Origin of the sequence: Staphylococcus hominis subsp. hominis, from assembly GCF_002901845.1 — a bacterium.
Taxonomy (GTDB): Bacteria; Bacillota; Bacilli; order Staphylococcales; family Staphylococcaceae; genus Staphylococcus; species Staphylococcus hominis.
This window is the reverse complement of sequence record NZ_PPQE01000030.1, coordinates 229958-250485: the sequence shown is the minus strand read 5'-3', so window position 1 is coordinate 250485 and position 20528 is coordinate 229958. Positions and strand designations below refer to the sequence as shown.

Below are 20528 nucleotides of genomic sequence, written 5' to 3'. Positions count from 1 at the left end.
ATTGTTCCGCTTCTTTTTATTTATATATATAACAATAAGGTGTTTGAGGAGAATAAGATGGCCACGGCATAGTGTGGTATGTCGCAAAATAGATTAAATCATCTATCATGTGTTTACTGAGATGACGTTCATGTTCTAATGAGTTCACACCATGCGCTTTTAAAATCTCTAATTTTCCAAACCAAAACACTAAATCTAAAATATGATAAGCAGATTGAAACGGTGATGCATTAGAAAGGCACCAATCAAAACGTAATTTCCAACAATGGGGATTGTTGTCAAGTTGATTTAAAAATGAAATTGCAGGTGTTTCGAAATAATGAGTTGTCACCATACGGGCTTGGTCTTTACCAGTTTGAGCTTGGGAAATGTGAAGGTGTATATCATTTAATTTCATGACTTCCACAAAGCGCTCAGATGATAGTTTTCTAGATTCATTACGAATATAGATATTGCCTTCTTCTTTCGTAGTACCTATAACAACCGGTTTAGTAAATTGAGAAAGAGGACGAGACATGTTTGACTCTTGAATAGGTGCATAAATCAATTCAAGACCTTTTGATTTTCCGCGTGATGCTTCATCATAAGCCATTAATGATAATATATCTAAAGTTGTTAAGTGAGTCATTCTTTTTTTAGGAAAATAAGCATCTTTCAGATAGGCAAAATGGGCTGCTTTCTTTTGTCCTAATAAATGAGAATCAAGACGTAGCGTTCCACTTAATAACATCACTTGATGATAGTATTTATCTAATTCTGGTCGTTGCATTAATGCCATAATACTCATACTGCCAGCAGACTGTCCCATTAATGTTATATTGTTTGAATCTCCACCGAAATAGTTAATAAACGTATGTACCCATTTGAGTGCATTAATTTGATCAGACAAACCATTGTTTTTATTATAATCGCTATTGAAGTAAGACCAGTCTAAAAACCCTAAAGCACCTAAACGATAATTAAACGTAATGACAATGACATCATGTTGTGCAACTATATGTTCTGGTGTATAAAGTTCCTGAGAACCATGTCCGTTCACAAAGCCACCACCATAAAAATAGATAATGACAGGCTTATTTTTATATTGATTATTTTGACACCAAATATTTAAATATAAACAGTCTTCACTTTGATTAAATAATTGAGCATGTGATGAGAAGAAGGTTTCGAGTTTGTTATGTGGTTGTGGTGGTATAGATTTAAATGATGTTGCTTCAATGGTCTTTTCCCAAGTTTTTAAGCATTTCGAGTGTTTAAATCGATGTTCATTGATGGGTTGATTAGCATAAGGAATCCCGAGAAAGTAATTAATTTTCCCTTTAGTATAGCCTTTAATATCTCCGCCATGTGTTTTAATTAAAGTCAACAGTATCATCTCCATACTTATCTTATATCTAATATAACATTAAAAAAAACGTCTGAAGCAAGATGAGACTATTCTCTAACTTGTTTCAGACGTTTGAATGATTATTCGTTACCTTTAGCAGCTGCTTCAGCTTCTTCTGGTGAGCCATCTTTCATTTTTTTATTGATTTTCTTAGCACGTTTGAAGTAAATACTATTGAAGTGACTTGAAGAACCAATTTTATAAAAAATGAGGGACAACACAATAATAGCAATAAAGTCATATGGGTAGTGAATCCAGTTCATACCTTTAAATTCTTTACTACCTATAAATGACATAGCAGCTAATAAAATAAGATAGACAATAATCCATAAGCTACCGCCAATTTGCTTTTTAGTATTTTTCCAATTCATTTTATATTCATAGAAGAAGTAAATTGGTAAACCTAAAATAATAATTAAAATAACTTCTGCTGTAGTAGGCCACATTGCCCAATAAATGGCCAGTGATGCTAATACGAATGATAAAGGTGCCATGATTTTTAATAATTTACCACGGAAGGGACGATGCAATTTAGGTCCCATTTTACGTAACGCAATAACGGTAGTAGGACCTGTAAGATAGGCTACTAATGTTGCAGTTGAAATAACAGCTGCAAGTACCCCCCAATCGCGGAATAACGTTACCATGATAATACTCATGACAGCATTAAATGCAATCGCAACACGTGGAATATTATATTTTGAATTAATTTTTCCTAAGAATTTAGGAATATGACCATTTTTTTCCATAGCGCTTAATACGCGACCAGTAATGGCTACAAATGATACACCAGTACCAAATGGAGATACTACGGCTTCAATATAAAGTAAAATGGCTAACCAATTAATACTTAATAAAATTGCCATGTCTGCAAATGGTGAATTAAAGTTAATACCGTGCCAACCATGTGAATGAATCATTGATTGTGGCATTGAAGTGATAAATGTACTTTGTAAGATAATATATAAAATTGCACTTAATGTTAGTGAAATGCCGATACCACGTGCAATGTTTTTCTCAGGATTTTTAATTTCTGAGCCCATATTAATGATCGTTTGGAATGCATTAAATGAGAAGATAATACCTGATGTTGTTGTTGCTGCAAAGATAGGTGCACTACCATATGGCATAAATGTATTCAAGGAATGACCATAGTTTCCTGCATCAAACCCTGAGATTGTTAACATAATAATTGTTAGGAGTGGCACACCTAATTTAAATACAGAAATTAAACTTGTAAATGATGTTAATAATTTTACAGACCAATAATTTAATAATGAAAAGACAATGATGATAATGTAAACAACAAATAAACCAATTGTACTTACAGAACCATTATGCATCAATGCCTGAGTTGGCTTAGCCCAGTCCCAAGGCCAAGAGCTTATATATTGGACTGCAGATACTGCTTCAATTGGAATAATCGTTACGAGTGATACCCAATTTGCCCATGCAGCAATGAAGCCAAGTAATGACCCATGTGTATATTGAGCATAGTTACTCATTCCACCGGATTGTGGAAACATTGTTCCTATTTCAATATAGTTATAAGAAATCGTTCCAATAACTATGAAGCCTATGACCCATGAGATAATGGCTGCTGGTCCAGCTACTGAAGATGCTTCCCATGCTCCAAAGAGCCAACCAGAACCAATTAACGAACCTAAACCGAGTAACACAAGCTGCGTTAGGCTAATTTTATTATCGCTTTTATTCTTTCCCATAAATACTCCTTTTAATTTATTTTATTTTTTATAAAAAAACACGATATAATTATACGCTTATCATTTAATTAGTCAAACTAAATATTTAATAGATTTCAAAATATTATTAAAAGGAGTTTATTAAATTTTTTCTATAATATAATGATGATAATGTTATGAAAAAGTATGTAGTGAAACCGATGTAGAAAGAGAATAAATGATAAATAAAAATAGAGATGATAGGCATAGAATCGTATGATTTGAAATAATACAAAAAACCCTGTAAAGAAAACTTCTTTACAGGGTTAAAACATTTAATTAATATTTTTGGTCACCATTTAATTTAACTAGGATTTTAGCTTGTGATTTATCATTAACTAATTGATTGAATCCTGATTCAACGATGTCAGCTAATTCAATTTTATCTGTTACAACGCTCTTAACATCTAAGCTACCATTTGCGATTAAATCAATTGTTTGTTGGAATGTTGTTGGTGTATAAGCAATAGTAGACGTTAATTTAACACCAGAGTTTGTCAATAACATTGGATCAAAGTTAACTTCGTGTGCAAAGATTGAAACAATGACAACACTACCTCTTGGGCGTGTTACTTTTACTGATTGTGCTAATGTTACGCCAACACCAGCTACTTCAAATGTTACATCTACACCGTTTTCAGTGTGTTCGTTTACGAATTCTAGTGGATCAGTATGACCAGAGTTTACAACGTGAGTTGCGCCCACCTCTTTAGCTTTAGCTAAACGTTCTTCTGATAAATCAAATACAAAGATTTTACTAGCACCAGCTGCTTTAGCTGCAACGACTGTTAATAAACCAATTGGACCTGCACCAAAGATAGCCACTGTATCACCAAATAATAAGTTACCTTCTTTAACAGCTTGCACTGCTACTGCTGTTGGTTCAACTAATGCACCTTCTTGAGCAGACACATTTTCAGGTAAGTGATACACATTGTCTTCAGGTGCATTAGTAAATTCAGCGAAACCACCATCTGAACCCAATCCGATGAATGTATACCCATCATATAAATCTAAATTTTCTTCTTTTTCACGTGCAGAAACAGTTGGGTTTACAACGACACGGTCGCCTTTTTTATATTTTGTAACGTCTTTCCCCACTTCTTCAACGATACCTGAGAATTCATGTCCTAAAGTTACAGGTGCTTTTTGACCTAAGAATGGATCAGGTTTGTCAGTTGAAATAAATACTGGACCTTCTAAATATTCGTGTAAGTCAGTACCACAAATACCAGCCCAAGATACTTTAACTTTTACCTCGTTATCTTTTAATTCTTTTGGTTCACGATCTTCAACGCGAACATCTTTTTGACCATACCATACTGCTGCTTTCATGATATATAACATCCCTTTCATAATAAAAACACTTTACAATTATAGATTAATACGAGTAACTCAGAAATTCAAATATATATAAACGAATTGTTACACACTTTAGAATAATTTGACAATTTTGCGAATTTTAATTGTAGGCAATATAAAAAGGTTAGAATGTACTGTCTACAATGAATAGTTGTATATAAGGAATATTAAAATTAAAAACTTAAAAAAATAATTAGGTAAAAAAATTAATTATTACGTATAAATAATGTTTCAAAAAATTATAAAGGGTATATAAGTATAGGTGGTGGAATTTTAACGATTTCTATTAAAATTCAATTTTTTAAAACTTTATTACGCAATGGCCATATGGTTCTTGATTGAGACAATCAAAAATAGAATACTTTGGCTTTTTTGTATTTAAAATTTTCCATCATTAATACGATAGAAGGGGACATCCTATGACGCTTAGTATAAAGAACCTTACTAAAATTTATTCTGGAAATAAGAAAGCAGTCGATAATATTTCTTTAAATATTGAAGCTGGAGAATTTGTTGCATTTATTGGAACAAGTGGTAGTGGTAAAACAACAGCATTAAGAATGATTAATCGCATGATTGAACCTACAGAGGGTTCAATTGAAATGAATGGTAAAGATGTACGTAGCATGAATCCAGTAGAATTACGTCGTAGTATTGGATACGTGATTCAACAAATTGGATTAATGCCACATATGACTATCAGAGAAAATATTGTGCTCGTTCCAAAACTTTTAAAATGGTCTAAAGAAAAGAAAGATGCTAAAGCAAAAGAGTTGATTAAATTAGTCGATTTACCTGAGGATTATTTAGATCGTTATCCGTCTGAACTGTCGGGTGGACAACAACAACGTATTGGTGTAGTTAGAGCGCTTGCAGCAGAACAAGACATTATTTTGATGGACGAACCGTTCGGTGCATTAGATCCTATAACTAGAGATACGTTACAAGATTTAGTTAAAGATTTACAAAAAAAGTTAGGAAAAACGTTTATTTTTGTAACTCATGATATGGATGAAGCGATTAAGCTAGCAGACAAAATTTGTATTATGTCGAAAGGCCAGATCGTTCAATATGATACACCGGACAATGTTTTAAGATATCCAGCAAATGATTTTGTTAGAGAATTTATTGGACAAAATAGACTGATTCAAGATCGACCAAACATGAGAACGGTTGAAGATGCAATGATCAAACCCATTACGATTCAAGCTGACGATTCTCTTAATGATGCAGTCAATATTATGAGAAACCATCGTATAGACACTATTTTTGTAGTGAATAATAAACATCGTCTTTTAGGTTTTTTAGATATTGAAGATATAAATCAAGGATTACGTCAAGGTAAAGAATTAATTGATACGATGCAGCGTGATGTTTATAAAGTACATATCGATTCAAAACTACAAGATTCAGTACGAACTATTTTAAAGCGTAATGTACGTAATGTGCCTGTAGTAGATGATCATCATACATTAATTGGACTGATTACACGAGCAAACTTAGTAGATATTGTGTATGACTCCATTTGGGGTGAAGAGAATGAAACGAGTCACTCTTCTAAAACCTATTCAAATGAAGTTGAGCGAGAGAATGAACGTCAAAATGAAACGCAACAACGTTTAACATCGCAAGGTACACAACGTTATCATGAAGATATTATGAACGGAACAGATAGAGAACATACCCATCATACGGATGATACGGGAGTGGATCGTTAATGAGAGACTTTTTTGCACAATACGGAGAAGAACTCGTATCGAAAACGATAGAACATTTCTATATTTCTATTATTTCGTTACTTATTGCTATTGTCGTAGCTGTACCACTTGGTATTTTATTATCAAAAACAAAACGTACGGCGAATGTTGTATTGACTATTGCAGGTGTACTTCAAACGGTACCAACACTTGCCATTTTAGCGCTTATGATTCCAATTTTTGGTGTAGGTAAGACACCAGCAATTGTAGCTTTATTTATCTATGTATTATTACCTATCTTAAATAATACAGTATTAGGCGTTCAAAATATTGATAAGAACATTATTGAAGCAGGAACAAGTATGGGGATGACAAAACTTCAATTAATGAAAGACGTGGAATTACCACTTGCCTTACCATTGATTATCAGTGGTATACGTCTTGCAAGTGTGTATGTCATTAGCTGGGCTACACTTGCGAGTTATATTGGTGCAGGGGGGTTAGGTGATTTAGTATTTAATGGTTTAACACTCTATGAACCACCAATGATTATTAGTGCTACAATTTTAGTGACTTGTTTAGCACTAATTGTGGATTTCTTATTATCTTTAGTCGAAAAATGGGCTGTACCTAAAGGCCTTAAAGTATCTAGATAGTTTAAAAGGGAGGAATGAACAACTATGAAAAATATTAAATGTATATTTATCGTTCTTGCATTGTCTCTCGTAGTATTATCTGGATGCGGCTTACCCGGTTTAGGTGACAGTAATTCGAAAGACAGTGTGAAAATTACAGCGACTGAAAGTAGTGAAACCAAAATAGTAGCAAATATTGAGAAATTAATGATTGAACATTATACAAATGGAGATATCAAACCAATCATTATTGGAAATTTAGGTTCAAGTATTGTTCAACATAATGCACTTATGCGTGGAGATGCTAATATGTCAGCGGTGCGTTTTACAGGAACAGAGTTAACCAGTGTACTTGATGCACCCCCAACTAGAGATGCGAATAAAGCTATGGATGAGTCACAGCGATTATTTAAAAAGAAATATAATCAAAAATATTATCATTCACTTGGCTTTGAAAACACGTATGCGTTTATGGTAACAAAAGAAACTGCTGATAAATATCACTTAGAAAAAGTATCAGACTTAGAAAAATATAAAGATCAGTTACGCTTGGGTATGGATACTCAATGGATGAATCGTGCCGGAGATGGATACCCAGCTTTCCAAAAAGAGTATGGCTTTAAGTTCAAAAGTGCACGTCCAATGCAAATTGGTTTAGTGTATGATGCCCTTAAAAACAAAAAATTAGATATTGCCGTTGGTTACTCCACAGACGGACGTATTGCGGCATATAATTTGAAAATTTTAAAAGATGACCGTAACTTTTTCCCTCCATATGATGGCAGTCCGTTAGCCACAGAAAAGTTAATTAAAGACCATCCAGAGATTGATAAAGCTTTAACAAAATTAGAAAATACAATAAGTACAAAAGAAATGCAAAAACTGAATTATGAAGCAGATGGAAAAGGAAAAGAACCAGCCGTCATTGCAGAAGAATTTATTAAAAAACATAACTATTTTGAAGATAAGAAAGGTGGTCAATAACAGTGAAAGGGAATGTATTAAGTTCGCTTTATGAATATTACACTTTGAATTTTGGCTATCTGATGGAACTCTTTTTTAAACATTTATTAATGTCTATATATGGAGTATTGTTTGCATGTATTATTGGCATTCCAATTGGTATTTTAATTGCACGTTATTCAAAAATAGCATGGCCAGTGATTACTATTGCTAATATTATTCAAACCGTGCCAGCCATTGCAATGCTTGCTATACTGATGTTGGCGTTAGGGCTCGGTCCATCAACGGTTGTATTTGCAGTATTTTTATACTCCTTGCTACCGATTATTAAAAACACCTACACAGGTATGACAGAGGTTGACTACAATATTAAAGACGCAGGTAAAGGTATGGGAATGACTAATAACCAAGTTATGCGTATGATTGAGCTTCCACTATCGTTATCTGTGATCATCGGTGGTATTCGTATTGCACTTGTTGTAGCAATAGGAATTGTTGCTATTGGTTCATTTATTGGTGCACCGACGTTAGGAGACATTATTATTCGTGGAACCAATTCTACTGATGGTACAGTCTTTATTCTTGCAGGTGCGATTCCAATTGCATTAATTGCGATTTTAATTGATATTGGTCTACGTTTATTAGAGAAAAAATTAGATCCCACACATCGTTCTAGTAAACAAGTACAAAGTTTAAGATAAATTAAAAGCGTTGCTTAGACGATGACTAAGTTGTTACTTAGTTCGTCAGCAACGCTTTTTTTATTAGAATAATAGTGAAGCAAGTGGTGGTACGATTACAACAATAATCACACCTACAATTACTACTGCAATACTTCCCATTGATTCTTCTGTTTCTCCTAGTTCTTTAGCAGCGGCAACACCAAGTGTGTGTCCACTTGTACCAAGAGCTAAACCACGTGCAATTGGATTTGAAATTTTAAACATTTTTACAATTTTTCCACCTAATGCTGAAATAACGACAGCGTTAAGGATAACTGCTAATGATGTTAATTCTTTTACACCACCGATACCGTCAGATACTGGTAGGGCAATCGCAGTTGTTGCAGCTTGAGGTAACATAGACGCACTAATTTGATCACCTAAGTGGAATAATGTTGCAACTAAATAGATTAAGATTAAAGCTACTAGTGTACCAACAGCAATACCACCAAAAATTTGTAACCAATACTTTCTAAGTACTTGACGTTTTTTATAAAGTGGAATCGCGAAACTAATTGTTGCAGCTTCTAAGAAGAAGTTGATAATATCTCCACCAATTTTATAGTTATCATAACTAATACCTGTTACTTTTAAAAAGACAATTCCTGCCACCATCGCTACAAATAAAGGTGCCAGTAGGAAAAAGCCATTTGTTTTTTTATAGAAATATTGTGCAATAATATATGGAATTAATGAGACTAAAATACCAAAATAAGGTGTTGTAATACCTAAGTGATCAACCATTAGTTTTCCTCCTTAAGTTGTGTTTTTTCATTTTGTTCTTCAGTAGGGAATAATGTTTTTGTTACAAATAATTGTGATACATAGCCCACACTGACTAATAATAATAATGTTGAAATAATAATTAATAGAATAATTAAAATTGGATGTTGACTTAAAAGTGGTAACGAATTAATAACTGATACACCGGCTGGTACGAATAAGAAGCCGATATTATTTGTTAGAGCGGTCCCCACACCCTCTACTTGACGTAATTTTACGACTCCTGCACTTAATAAAATAAATAATAATACGAGTCCGATTACCGATGCAGGCATTGGAAACGGAATAAATGATTCAATAATTTTTGAAACAAATAATACAGCAACAATAGTTAATACTTGGATAAAGAAATTGTAAGTTTTACCTGCTTTCTTATCTCCCTGAGTATTAGCGGTAGTTGAATTGTTTTTCGCCATATTGATACTCTCCCTCTTTTTCTTTTCTCTTGATGGTAGTATAAAATGAAAACGCTTTCTTGAGTTGGATTTAGAAGTGAGTTACGAAAATTAATAGGTGAGTTGCAGTATTTCCCAGTTGAAAATCAGAAAGTGTTTATAGAACAACAAATAAGCTATGAGGTCATTAAAAAAGCTTTTAATCTAACACTTGATCATATGAAGCGTTAGGTTAAAAGCTAACTTAGAATAGATATTAAACAAGACCAATTTCTTGTTTGAATGATTTCATAAATGAACGACTAACTTGAAATTTGACATTCGTTGTCATTGTCACTTGATACGTATAATTAAACCAGTGTTCGACACTTTCGATATACTGCTTATTAATAATCGTAGCTCTATGAATTTTTATAAACAATTGCTTAGGTAATTTCTTCTCATAATAATTGAGTGGTTCTGTCGTTTCATATGTTTTTTTTAAAGTCGTAATAGTAGAAATTCCGTTGTTCACAGAAATCGCAACAATATCGTCTAAATTAATGACATAAATACGTTCATCCACTTCGATAGGAAGTACACTTTGATTATTATAAGAAGAAGTACTCGTTTGTGATTGTGGAGAGTGAATAGGATCAGAAAATGTTTGAATCTGACGTTTAGCGTTTAATAATCGTTTTACTTTTTGAACTGCTTGTTCAATCCGTTCTAATTCAAAAGGTTTTAAAATATAATCCACTGCATCTAATTCAAATGCCTTTACTGCAAACGTATCATGTGCCGTAGCAAAAATGATATAAGGGGGGTGTTTCATTTTTCGAATTTTATGAGCTAACTCAATCCCATTCTCATCCGTTAAATTAATATCTAAAAATACTAAATCATAGGTATGACAGAGTAGTTTTTCTAAAGTTTCTTCAATATTTTCAGCTTCATCGATGATTTCGAAACTAGATATTTCATTTAATAAGTAATGTAATTCATTACGTGCTAATGGCTCATCGTCAACAATAAGTGTCCTCATTTAACGTTCCTCCTTTATTAAATGGTATGGAATCATACAGGATACTGTTGTTCCATGATTAGATGTATCAAAGTGTAACGTTGCACTAGAACCATATAAACCAGTGAGGCGGCGATTTAAGTTTTCTAATGCACTGCCAGTTCCAGTGTCTGAAGCCACACTGATTTGTCCAAGTGAGGGTAATTTTTCAGGCGCTATACCATGTCCATTATCACTAACTGATATTTTTAATGAGGCTTTTTTGTATTGAACGTCTACACAAACAATGTTATCTTTTCGTCGATGTTTGAATGCGTGTTTAATTGCATTTTCCACCAAAATTTGAATGATAAATGGTGGAATTAACACTTGTTTATAGGCATCATCAATATGATATTTAATTGTAAATCGATCTGGAAAACGTGCTTGTTCTAATGATAAATATGCTTTGACTTGTTGTAATTCTTTTTCTAAAGTAATCGTACTATTACGCGCACCTTGTAAGTTTGATCTGAAAAATTGGCTCAATTGCAAAAGTAACTTGCGTGCTTTTTCACTGTCAATACGTACGAGTGCTGAAATGGTATTAATCGCATTAAAGAAAAAGTGTGGATTAACTTGAGCTTGTAGAGACTTAATTTCAGCATCTCGTAACAATTTACTTTGCGTTTCGGCAAGTCCCAATTCTAATTGACTTGAAAAAATATCTGCTAAACCTCGAGCAAGTTGTTTAGTTGATGTTGTAATATGATTATAGTCTGTAAAATAAAATTTTAAAGTACCTGCGACGTTTCCATCCGTCATTAAGGGCACAACGATAGCTTCTCGAAGTGGACAATTCGGATTATTACATCCAATGTCCTCTTTGGAATTGGCTTCTTTTAATTGGCCTGTGCGTATGACTTCTTTAGATAAATTAGTAATGATTTCTTTTTTAGCGACATGATGATCGCTACCCGCACCTACGTGTGTTAAAATATCGGTTTTATTAGTAATTGCCACAGCAGATACTTTCATTAGCCTCAGTATAATTTCAGCTACAGGACGAGCAGATTTTTCATTTAATCCTGAACGAAAATAAGGTAGTGTTTTGTTTGCTAATTCAAGGACGTCATGAGTTTGAATTGCACGTGTTTGTTCTTCTTGTTTTAAAGTAGACAGAATAATAGATAAAAATAACGCAGTTCCAATACTATTAATTAATATCATCGGTAAAGCAATAAATTTTACCAATGACCAAGCATTAGAAACATCATCAGCAAAAACTAAAATACAAGCCATCTGAATACTTTCGTTTATTAATCCAATTATTGCACCTATTAAAACAGTTGGATAGCGATTATGTCTCATGGTGCGATATCCATAAAATCCAGAAATTAATGCAATGATGACTGATGAAAATAGGTAAGTATAAGCATTTGCTCCACCAATGATGATTCGTGATAAGCCCGAAATAATACCAACGATAATCGCCACAAAAGGACCACCAATTAAACCAGACATTCCAATCGTTAATACTCGTGTATTCGCAAGTGACGTTTCGTTATTTAGATGATAGTAAATATTACTAGAAATAATTTTGCCATGCTCAATTTCAATCCCAGTAAAGTTAGAAATAATTGCGAATAATGAAAATAAAATGGTGAGTTCTATTTGAGCACGTAATTTTTCACGTGCACTCATAATCGTCTTGAAGTGATTAATATTCATTAAAATGTAAGCAATAATAATAATTAAGCCCACACGTTCAAGTAATAAAATAAATAAATTAAACATTTTTGCACCTATTAAGTATATTAATAAAATTCAAAAGTTTTACTACACTTTTTATTATAGTATGGAAAATTTAAAGTTGATAGTTTAAAATGTTTACTTATAAATACTTAGCACTTAATTTATATTAAATGATAATTTATTTTGGAAAACAATATTTAAAAAGAAAAAAAGATTTTTATATCCCATTTATAATAAGCTATGATAAAATTTTAATGTAGTTTAAAATTATATAGTTTTTGGGCAAAGTAGGAGGAATTTTTTTATAATGGAGTCTTCAAAAGAATTTAAGGGAGATAATCGGTTACTCGTTGGAATTATTATTAGTGTATTAACATTTTGGCTGTTTGCGCAATCATTACTTAATATTGTGCCAACACTACAATCATCATTTAATACTGATTTGGGTACCATTAATATTGCAGTGAGCTTATCTGCCTTATTTTCTGGTTTGTTTATTGTAGGTGCTGGAGATGTTGCTGATAAATTTGGTCGCGTCAAAATGACTTATTTGGGACTAGGCTTAAATATCATTGGTTCATTATTATTGATTATTACACCAGTTCCATGGTTATTACTGATTGGACGTGCTTTGCAAGGTTTATCAGGTGCATTCATTATGCCATCAACTCTTGCGATAATTAATGAATATTACATAGGAAAAGAAAGACAACGTGCATTAAGTTTTTGGTCTATTGGTTCATGGGGCGGAAGTGGAATATGTTCATTGTTCGGTGGATTGATCGCTTCAACAATAGGATGGCAATGGATTTTTATTATTTCTATTGCTTTGTCGATACTTTCATTTTTCTTAATTAAACACACGCCAGAAACAAAAAATGAACCAGATACTGATACAAACAATAACGGTTCAAAATTTGATGTTATAGGTTTGATTTTATTAGTTATTACATTATTAAGTGTCAATGTGATGGTAACACAAGCATCTGATCGTGGATTATTATCACCTGTCATTCTATCATTATTTGGAATATTTTTAATTGCTGGTATATTCTTTGTCCTTCGTGAATTTAAAACTGAGAACCCACTTGTTGATTTTAGTTTATTTAAGAATAAAGGATATAGTGGTGCTACACTTTCAAACTTCATGTTAAATGGAGTAGCAGGTGGTACGCTCATCGTAGTAAATACATACTACCAAAGTCATTTAGGTTTCACTTCATTACAAGCAGGATTAATCTCTATCACTTATTTAGTAGCAGTTCTTGTAATGATTCGTGTAGGTGAAAAACTATTACAAAAATTAGGTGCTAAAAAGCCATTGCTCATAGGTAGTGGATTTACATTTTTAGGGTTACTACTTTTATCACTAACCTTCTTACCTAATTTGTTTTATATTATTTCAAGTATTATTGGTTACCTACTATTTGGTATTGGGCTCGGTATGTATGCAACACCATCTACAGATACAGCAGTTGATCAAGCGCCAGATGATAAAGTGGGGGTTGCCTCTGGATTGTATAAAATGGCTTCATCATTAGGAAATGCATTTGGTGTAGCTTTATCAAGTACGATTTATGGTGTTTGTGCAGCGAAAATGAATTTAGAACTTGGTGGTTTGGCGGGCGTACTCTTTAATGCCATCATCGTTTTAACTGCTTTCTTTGTCATTTTCTTCTTAATTCCAAGTAAAACTAAACGTGCTTAATTAAAACTGGATATTCATACTATTTAAATCTGAGGTGCGCTAGAGTGCCTCAGATTTTTTTATTGATAAAAGAATAAATGTAAACATAATAATGAGTCCTTATACAGAGTGATAATGACTTCTACGTCAATTATTGAAAAATAAAAATAGTTCTAATTTTATCGAATTATTCAGAATATTTTGTTTATATTATTGACGATACTTTATTAAAGTAGTATTTTAAAAATAATATTAAAAGAAGGAGTCGAATGTTATGAAAATAGCAATTGCTGGTTCAGGAGCGTTGGGAAGTGGTTTCGGTGCAATGTTATATCGCCAAGGTAATGATGTTACACTCATTGATGGTTGGGAGCCACAAGCAACAGCTGTAAAACATGAAGGTTTACATATTGATATAAATGGAGAAGACTATCATTTAAACATCCCTATGTATCAAGATACAGAAATACCAAGTGATCTTCAATTTGATATTGTATTTTTATTTACAAAAGCTATGCAACTTGAAAGCATGTTAACACATATCCAGCCACATATTCATGATACAACAATTATGGTGTGTACAATGAATGGTTTAAAACATGAAGACCGTATTGTAAATTATGTAGATAAATCACGTATTGTTCGTGGTGTAACTACATGGACGGCCGGATTAGAATCACCTGGACATACTCATTTAATGGGTAGTGGTCCAGTAGAGATAGGTTCTCTTGTGCCAGAGGGACAGAATAATGTTGAAGTGATATATAATCTATTAGAACAAGCAAAACTTAATCCACATAAAAGTGAAGACTTGCAACAATCTATTTGGAAGAAGATTTGTGTAAATGGTACAGCAAATGCGCTATGTACCATTTTAGAATGTCGTTTATCAACATTAAATGAAAGTGAATACGCAAGAAAACTTGTATATGACATTACTAAAGAGATAGTAGAAGTTGCTACTGTTGATGATGTACATTTAAATGCAGATGAAGTCTATCACTATCTTATCGATTTAAATGATAAAGTAGGTCCACATTTCCCATCAATGTATCAAGATTTGATTAATAATAATCGACTTACTGAAATTGATTACATTAACGGAGCAGTGGCTCGCTTAGGTTCAGAACATCATATCGATGCGCCAATTAATCAATTTGTAGCGAACATGGTACATGCCAAAGAAGAGCAACGTCAAGCTAAGTAAATAGAGTGCAAAAGTGAGTTAAAAGTGATTAACTCACTTTTTAATTTGTAATCATTAAGGGTAAATATAATATATAGTGAGATAAGGAGTTGTGAAATTAATGAAACAATCAACGAAAAGAGTTATCATGACGGGCGTTATTGGCGGATTATTAAGCGGTGCAGTTAAAATGGGATGGGAAGCACTCATCCCTCCTAGAACACCACAACGTGAAGAAGAACCACCACCAATGACATTACTGCATAAATTGAATTTACCTGACAATGTTAAACATGCTACGTACCGTTATAACGAGAACGATATACCTATAACTGTCATGGGCATTCATTATGGCTTTTCAATTGCAAATGCTATCGTATATGGATTACTTGCTGAAAAGTGTCCAAAAGTGACGACATTAAGAGGCACATTCTTCGGTATTTTGATTCATATTGCTTTTCATGAATATATACTACCTAAATTAAATCTAACACCACAAGTTAAAGATTTACCTAAAGAAGAACGCATTTCAGAATTATTAGGTCATATTGTTTGGATGAATACGATTGATTTAATACGAAATAGTCATCGATAAATAAAAAAGGAAGAGCGTGAGAGTCTCGCTCTTCCTTTTTATATAATTAATCTTATCAATGGTTAGAAGTGTCTGAGGATGTTTCTGAAGTAGTTTGACGCTTTATTTCTATGCGTTGTCTTAATTTTTCTCCCTCAATTTTACCGACTTTCGCATAATGACTATGAGCAAAATGCATTTGAATAATTAAAAACGTTGCACTTATAGCCCAATATAAACTTAACGCTGATGCTGAATGTAATGATGCATAAGTAATAAATAAAGGGGATAAGACCATCATGACATAATAAGATCGACGTTCATTTTTAGGATAATGGATTGAGTTGACAAGAGGTTGTATAAAATACATCACAGCTGCAATGATGGTCATGATGATATCAGTATGCATTAAATTAAACCATAAAAAATGAGGATGCTGAGTAATACCACCACTTGTTGGATATTTAATTGACGTATATAATCCGAGAAGAATTGGAATTTGAATTAAAATTGGAAATGTGCCAATTAAATTTTTAAAAGGATTGATTCCATACTCATTATATTTTTTCATTAATAATTTATTTGCTGCACGTCGTTCTTCAGGCGATTGAGCTTCTTTAATTTTTTCTTGGATTTTATTAATTTCTGGTTTTACGACCTCTGTTTTGCCACGAATAACATGAATATTTTTTACTTGAATACACATGAGTGGCATCAGTATTAAACGCAATATAAATACAATGACGATAATAGCTAAACCATAGTTTTCGTTGAATGCATGTCCTAAGACATGGAGTAAATCATCCATCGGTTTTACAAATACAGTATAAAACAGGCCGTGTTGTGCTTCTTTATGAGAATAGTCACAACCTGCAAGCATTATTAAGGACATCGGTAATAAGAACCATTTCTTTTTCATATTTAAACTCCTATACACTGGTCTTTAATAATCTTAGTCTTAGTGATATAAGCTTAACATAATAATGAAGAAAAGAAGACATACATGTTTGAACAGCCTATATTGATCGTTTAGATAGCGTGATCATTTTTAGGATAAAATAACTCCATAGACTTGTCAGTAATAAGACGAAGCTAAATAATGTTATTTTTGCTTGTAATGGTAACCATGACATCATAAAACGCCAATCAGAATTTGATAATAAGAGTATTGGAAGTAAGTGAAGTATCGCTAAAATAAGTGTGAAAGTTAACATCATCATACTTATTTTGATGAGTAATCCACCAGACATCGTTTTAAAATAAATAGACTTAAATTTAAAAATTAAGCGATAGATTATTAGAAAAACACTTGCTACAGCTATCAGTAAAATAATAGTGATGATGATAAATACGATATTCCACTGATTAATAAGATATTGTAACGTTTTAATATGTTGACCATTACTCATTTGTGTATTGAGATGCTGTGCAAGTTCGGCTACATTTTTTGAATAGCTATTAGCAAGAACTACAATGCCATAGTCTTTTTTGGGATTTAAAATAATATATGAAGAATAGTTTTCAAGTGTACCAGGATGATATACAATTGTTTCTGAATGATTATCATCAATAAACCAACCTGCTGCATAGTGAACGTCTTGAGAATTATCTATTGCTTTAACTTTAGGCTGATGCGTTAGTTGAACTAATGATGCTACTTTTTTTGGCGGATTAAGTTGAAACTTCAACCAAGAGGCTAAATCTTTCGTGTTAGTCATCATATAAGCAGCTGGATTATCTCCTAAATTAAATTCAGGACTATCAGCATAAGCTTTTCCTTTTTTTATTACATACCCTTGAGCGTCATTGTTCTTTTTCATATTACTTTCTTTTACTGTTGATTGCGTCATATGTAATGGAGTGAAAAGATGTGTGCTTAAATAATTCGCATATGATTGATGAGAAGCCTTTTGAACAATCAAACCTAAAATATCATAATTCATGTTGGAATACTCAAATTGCTTGCCTGGTTTAGCATCTAAGTTACGTCCTTTGATACTATGAACAAGGCCTTCTAGACTGTTTGTGTCTTTTGTGATGTTGTCATCATTTGTGATGTCTCCTGAAATACCACTTGTTTGAGCAATCAATTGATCTACTGTGATATCTACTTTTTTATGATTATATTTCATATAGAAATCTGGAATATACTGACTGACTTTATCATTGAGATTGATTTTATGTGCCTCAACAAGTTGCATCATTGCATAACCAGTAAATGCTTTGGTATTTGAAGCAATTTCAAAACGCGTATTTGGTGTGACTTTGGATTTCTTTTTAATATTTGAAAAACCATAGCCTTTATTAAGAATCGTCTTATTATTTTTTACAATAAGAACGGACATTCCTGGAATATGATCGTCTTTCATTTTATTAACAATCATGTTATCGATATAACTTTGTGACGATGGACTAAACATTGAATAACTAGATTTTAATTTAATAGCTATGGAAAGAATAATGATTCCTACTAATAAAATCATCCCAATCATGATCAATTTTTTTCTCATTTTCCCTTACTTCCTTACTTAATACTTCTTAAAATTAAACCTCTAAAAATAGTATAGCAAGTTTAAACTTAAACGGCTCTATACAAATATTAAATACTGTTGACACCTCTTTAAAACTGGTAAAAAGAAAATATTTCAAAAATATAATTGTAAAAAGTTACTTAAAATGTAATTTATACTATATTATTTCCGTGAAAATGTATACTTTTTCACTAAATGGGAGTATATTTTATCCATTAAAAATGAATATAAAAAGAGGTAAGGATGGATTATGTTCACTCAATTTAAAAGACTTATTATTGGTAAGCCCAAAAAAAATAGAGACTTAAAAAATGAAAAAATAAGTAACTTTAAGGCTTTAGCAATTTTATCTTCTGACGCATTATCTTCAGTAGCATATGGTCCAGAACAGATTTTAATTACTTTATCTGTGGTTGGAGCTATTGCATCTTGGTATACATTGCCCATTGCGGCCGCTGTTTTAGTGCTACTTGCGGCATTGATTCTATCATATCGTCAAATTATATATGCTTATCCTAAAGGCGGAGGAGCGTATATGGTTTCTAAAACAAATTTAGGAGAAAAATGGGGATTGCTTGCAGGTGGCTCTTTATTAGTAGACTATATTTTAACCGTCGCAGTAAGTATTTCATCAGGTGCGGATGCTTTTGTCGCAGCGTTTCCAGGATTATATCACCATAAAGTATTCATTGCATGTTTATTAGTACTATTTATTCTAATAATGAATTTACGTGGTTTAACAGAGTCAGCAACTGTGCTCTCTTATCCAGTTTATTTATTTATACTTGGATTAATAGTCATGATTGTTATTGGAACATGGAAAGTGGCAACAGGACAAACTGAACCTCATATGCATGCGACAGTAGGAACCGCAGTGCCAGGTGTCACATTATTTTTATTACTTAAAGCATTTTCTTCAGGTGCATCATCTCTAACAGGTGTAGAAGCCATTTCGAATGCAGTAACAAACTTTAAAGATCCTGGTTCTAAAAATGCAGTTAAAACGTTAATTACTATGGGAATGATATTAGCTTTCTTACTTGTAGGTATTGTGGGATTAGCATATTGGTATGGTATTATGCCACAGACTGAAACAACTGTATTATCTCAACTTACAATGAATATTTTAGGGCATAATGTAGGATATTATTTTGTACAAGTAACGACTGTTATGATTCTTGTCCTTGCTGCTAATACTGGATTCACAGCTTTTCCAATGTTAGCTGCAAGTATGTCAAAAGATAAATATATGCCCCGTATGTTTAACGTAAGAGGAGACCGTTTAGGTTATTCAAATTCAATTATTACATTAGGCATTTGTGCAATGTTGCTTATTATTTTTTTCCACGGTAAAACTGAAAATCTTATTCCTTTATATGCAGTAGGTGTGTTTATTCCATTTACACTAGCTCAATATGGAATGGTTTTAAAATGGGTTCGTGGTCGTGAAAAAGGATGGTCTACTAAACTTATTGCAAATGCTATAGGGGGGACTATTACTTTTATCGTATTTATGATTTTCTTAATTACGAAATTTAGCCAAGTATGGCCAATCTTAATCTTTTTACCGATTGTTGTATATATATTTACGCGTATTAATAGACACTACAAGGATATTGCTGAGCAACTTAGCACAACTAAAATTGTTCAAGATATGCCAGTAGTTGATAAAAATCTAGCGATTGTACCCGTTAATACGATCACTACAGCATTAAATAAATCTATTTATTATGCACATATGATTGCAGATGATGTGATTGCTGTACATGTATCTTTCGGAGACCAAACTGATAATTTATTTATTGAAAAATGGAACAAACAATATCCAGATATTAGACTAGTGACGTTACACTCAGAATATCGCAGTGTCATTCGTCCGATTTCTCGATTTATCGATAAAATTAATAAAAAAGCGAATGCTCAAAACTATGTCATCACAGTGGTTGTCACTGAATTTATTCCTAAAAAACCATGGCATAACTTTTTACACAATCAAACGAGTTTGCGATTAAAAATGCATTTATTCTATCAAAAAAATGTTATTTTAGCGACGGTTCCTTATAAATTACAAAAGTAGAAGAAAATAAAAAGAACTCGAGAGATACAGGTCTCTTGAGTTCTTTCTAT

Annotated in this window: 17 protein-coding genes; 8 read left to right on the top strand and 9 right to left on the bottom strand. The window is 32.5% G+C overall.

Annotated elements, in window-relative coordinates; all coding sequences use genetic code 11:
• Nucleotides 1-16: 16 nt before the first annotated feature.
• The 3 genes from CD034_RS10365 to CD034_RS10355 all read right to left on the bottom strand — a co-directional run bounded on the left by CD034_RS10365 (nucleotide 17) and on the right by CD034_RS10355 (nucleotide 4464).
• Nucleotides 17-1366, bottom strand: a complete 1350-nt coding sequence (locus CD034_RS10365) for a carboxylesterase family protein (protein ID WP_049437278.1) — start codon at nucleotides 1364-1366, stop codon at nucleotides 17-19.
• A gap of 101 nt (nucleotides 1367-1467) precedes the next feature.
• Nucleotides 1468-3111 (bottom strand): APC family permease, encoded by a 1644-nt coding sequence (locus CD034_RS10360; protein ID WP_049437279.1) that lies wholly within the window; start codon nucleotides 3109-3111, stop codon nucleotides 1468-1470.
• Nucleotides 3112-3408: 297 nt separating this feature from the next.
• Entirely contained in the window at nucleotides 3409-4464 is a 1056-nt protein-coding gene (locus tag CD034_RS10355) for a 2,3-butanediol dehydrogenase (RefSeq protein ID WP_002448606.1), read from the bottom strand.
• Between the two features lie 446 nt (nucleotides 4465-4910).
• Between CD034_RS10355 and CD034_RS10350 the strand changes: the two genes are divergently transcribed.
• Genes CD034_RS10350 through CD034_RS10335 form a run of 4 tightly spaced genes read left to right on the top strand, consistent with a single transcriptional unit; the run spans nucleotide 4911 to nucleotide 8487 of the window.
• Nucleotides 4911-6209, top strand: a complete 1299-nt coding sequence (locus CD034_RS10350; protein WP_002448357.1) for a betaine/proline/choline family ABC transporter ATP-binding protein — start codon at nucleotides 4911-4913, stop codon at nucleotides 6207-6209.
• The gene (locus CD034_RS10345) at nucleotides 6209-6844 is read left to right on the top strand and encodes an ABC transporter permease (protein WP_017174996.1); all 636 of its coding nucleotides are present in this window, start codon (nucleotides 6209-6211) and stop codon (nucleotides 6842-6844) included. Before CD034_RS10350 ends, CD034_RS10345 begins: the two co-directional genes overlap by 1 nt.
• A 24-nt stretch (nucleotides 6845-6868) precedes the next feature.
• Nucleotides 6869-7807, top strand: a complete 939-nt coding sequence (locus tag CD034_RS10340) for an osmoprotectant ABC transporter substrate-binding protein (RefSeq protein WP_049432586.1) — start codon at nucleotides 6869-6871, stop codon at nucleotides 7805-7807.
• Nucleotides 7808-7809: 2 nt separating this feature from the next.
• Nucleotides 7810-8487: an ABC transporter permease gene (locus CD034_RS10335; protein ID WP_049432584.1), complete on the top strand. Its 678-nt coding sequence runs from the start codon at nucleotides 7810-7812 to the stop codon at nucleotides 8485-8487.
• 63 nt (nucleotides 8488-8550) lie between these two features.
• Here CD034_RS10335 and lrgB read toward each other — a convergent pair whose 3' ends face one another.
• The 4 genes from lrgB to CD034_RS10315 all read right to left on the bottom strand — a co-directional run bounded on the left by lrgB (nucleotide 8551) and on the right by CD034_RS10315 (nucleotide 12465).
• Nucleotides 8551-9252 (bottom strand): antiholin-like protein LrgB, encoded by a 702-nt coding sequence (gene lrgB, locus CD034_RS10330; RefSeq protein WP_049382405.1) that lies wholly within the window; start codon nucleotides 9250-9252, stop codon nucleotides 8551-8553.
• Nucleotides 9252-9707, bottom strand: a complete 456-nt coding sequence (lrgA, locus tag CD034_RS10325; protein ID WP_049432581.1) for an antiholin-like murein hydrolase modulator LrgA — start codon at nucleotides 9705-9707, stop codon at nucleotides 9252-9254. Before lrgA ends, lrgB begins: the two co-directional genes overlap by 1 nt.
• 235 nt (nucleotides 9708-9942) lie before the next feature.
• Nucleotides 9943-10710 (bottom strand): response regulator transcription factor LytR, encoded by a 768-nt coding sequence (locus CD034_RS10320; RefSeq protein ID WP_103288358.1) that lies wholly within the window; start codon nucleotides 10708-10710, stop codon nucleotides 9943-9945.
• Nucleotides 10711-12465, bottom strand: a complete 1755-nt coding sequence (locus CD034_RS10315; protein WP_103288357.1) for a sensor histidine kinase — start codon at nucleotides 12463-12465, stop codon at nucleotides 10711-10713.
• 265 nt (nucleotides 12466-12730) lie between these two features.
• Between CD034_RS10315 and CD034_RS10310 the strand changes: the two genes are divergently transcribed.
• From CD034_RS10310 to CD034_RS10300, 3 genes are all read left to right on the top strand, one after another.
• On the top strand, nucleotides 12731-14131 hold the full coding sequence (locus tag CD034_RS10310; protein WP_049432573.1) for an MFS transporter: 1401 nt from the start codon (nucleotides 12731-12733) through the stop codon (nucleotides 14129-14131).
• Nucleotides 14132-14384: 253 nt separating this feature from the next.
• A complete protein-coding gene (locus CD034_RS10305) occupies nucleotides 14385-15317 on the top strand; it encodes a 2-dehydropantoate 2-reductase (protein ID WP_103288356.1) in 933 nt (310 codons plus the stop codon).
• Between the two features lie 100 nt (nucleotides 15318-15417).
• The gene (locus tag CD034_RS10300) at nucleotides 15418-15891 is read left to right on the top strand and encodes a DUF1440 domain-containing protein (protein ID WP_002454890.1); all 474 of its coding nucleotides are present in this window, start codon (nucleotides 15418-15420) and stop codon (nucleotides 15889-15891) included.
• Nucleotides 15892-15946: 55 nt separating this feature from the next.
• On the opposite strand, the gene yidC is transcribed toward CD034_RS10300, so the two are convergent.
• Nucleotides 15947-16789: a membrane protein insertase YidC gene (gene yidC / locus CD034_RS10295; RefSeq protein WP_019834812.1), complete on the bottom strand. Its 843-nt coding sequence runs from the start codon at nucleotides 16787-16789 to the stop codon at nucleotides 15947-15949.
• Nucleotides 16790-16886: 97 nt separating this feature from the next.
• Nucleotides 16887-18380 (bottom strand): serine hydrolase domain-containing protein, encoded by a 1494-nt coding sequence (locus tag CD034_RS10290; protein ID WP_103288355.1) that lies wholly within the window; start codon nucleotides 18378-18380, stop codon nucleotides 16887-16889.
• Between the two features lie 271 nt (nucleotides 18381-18651).
• Between CD034_RS10290 and kimA the strand changes: the two genes are divergently transcribed.
• Nucleotides 18652-20478, top strand: a complete 1827-nt coding sequence (gene kimA / locus CD034_RS10285) for a potassium transporter KimA (RefSeq protein WP_049432565.1) — start codon at nucleotides 18652-18654, stop codon at nucleotides 20476-20478.
• Nucleotides 20479-20528: the final 50 nt, after the last annotated feature.

What these genes read in the sequence shown, in the direction of transcription:
- CD034_RS10300 (WP_002454890.1), top strand. Translation starts at nt 15,418, where the DNA reads ATGAAACAATCAACGAAAAGAGTTATCATGACGGGCGTTATTGGCGGA.
- CD034_RS10305 (WP_103288356.1), top strand. Translation starts at nt 14,385, where the DNA reads ATGAAAATAGCAATTGCTGGTTCAGGAGCGTTGGGAAGTGGTTTCGGT.
- kimA (WP_049432565.1), top strand. Translation starts at nt 18,652, where the DNA reads ATGTTCACTCAATTTAAAAGACTTATTATTGGTAAGCCCAAAAAAAAT.
- lrgB (WP_049382405.1), bottom strand. Translation starts at nt 9,252, where the DNA reads ATGGTTGATCACTTAGGTATTACAACACCTTATTTTGGTATTTTAGTC.
- CD034_RS10320 (WP_103288358.1), bottom strand. Translation starts at nt 10,710, where the DNA reads ATGAGGACACTTATTGTTGACGATGAGCCATTAGCACGTAATGAATTA.
- lrgA (WP_049432581.1), bottom strand. Translation starts at nt 9,707, where the DNA reads ATGGCGAAAAACAATTCAACTACCGCTAATACTCAGGGAGATAAGAAA.
- CD034_RS10350 (WP_002448357.1), top strand. Translation starts at nt 4,911, where the DNA reads ATGACGCTTAGTATAAAGAACCTTACTAAAATTTATTCTGGAAATAAG.
- CD034_RS10310 (WP_049432573.1), top strand. Translation starts at nt 12,731, where the DNA reads ATGGAGTCTTCAAAAGAATTTAAGGGAGATAATCGGTTACTCGTTGGA.
- CD034_RS10340 (WP_049432586.1), top strand. Translation starts at nt 6,869, where the DNA reads ATGAAAAATATTAAATGTATATTTATCGTTCTTGCATTGTCTCTCGTA.
- CD034_RS10345 (WP_017174996.1), top strand. Translation starts at nt 6,209, where the DNA reads ATGAGAGACTTTTTTGCACAATACGGAGAAGAACTCGTATCGAAAACG.
- CD034_RS10360 (WP_049437279.1), bottom strand. Translation starts at nt 3,111, where the DNA reads ATGGGAAAGAATAAAAGCGATAATAAAATTAGCCTAACGCAGCTTGTG.
- CD034_RS10315 (WP_103288357.1), bottom strand. Translation starts at nt 12,465, where the DNA reads ATGTTTAATTTATTTATTTTATTACTTGAACGTGTGGGCTTAATTATT.
- CD034_RS10355 (WP_002448606.1), bottom strand. Translation starts at nt 4,464, where the DNA reads ATGAAAGCAGCAGTATGGTATGGTCAAAAAGATGTTCGCGTTGAAGAT.
- yidC (WP_019834812.1), bottom strand. Translation starts at nt 16,789, where the DNA reads ATGAAAAAGAAATGGTTCTTATTACCGATGTCCTTAATAATGCTTGCA.
- CD034_RS10290 (WP_103288355.1), bottom strand. Translation starts at nt 18,380, where the DNA reads ATGAGAAAAAAATTGATCATGATTGGGATGATTTTATTAGTAGGAATC.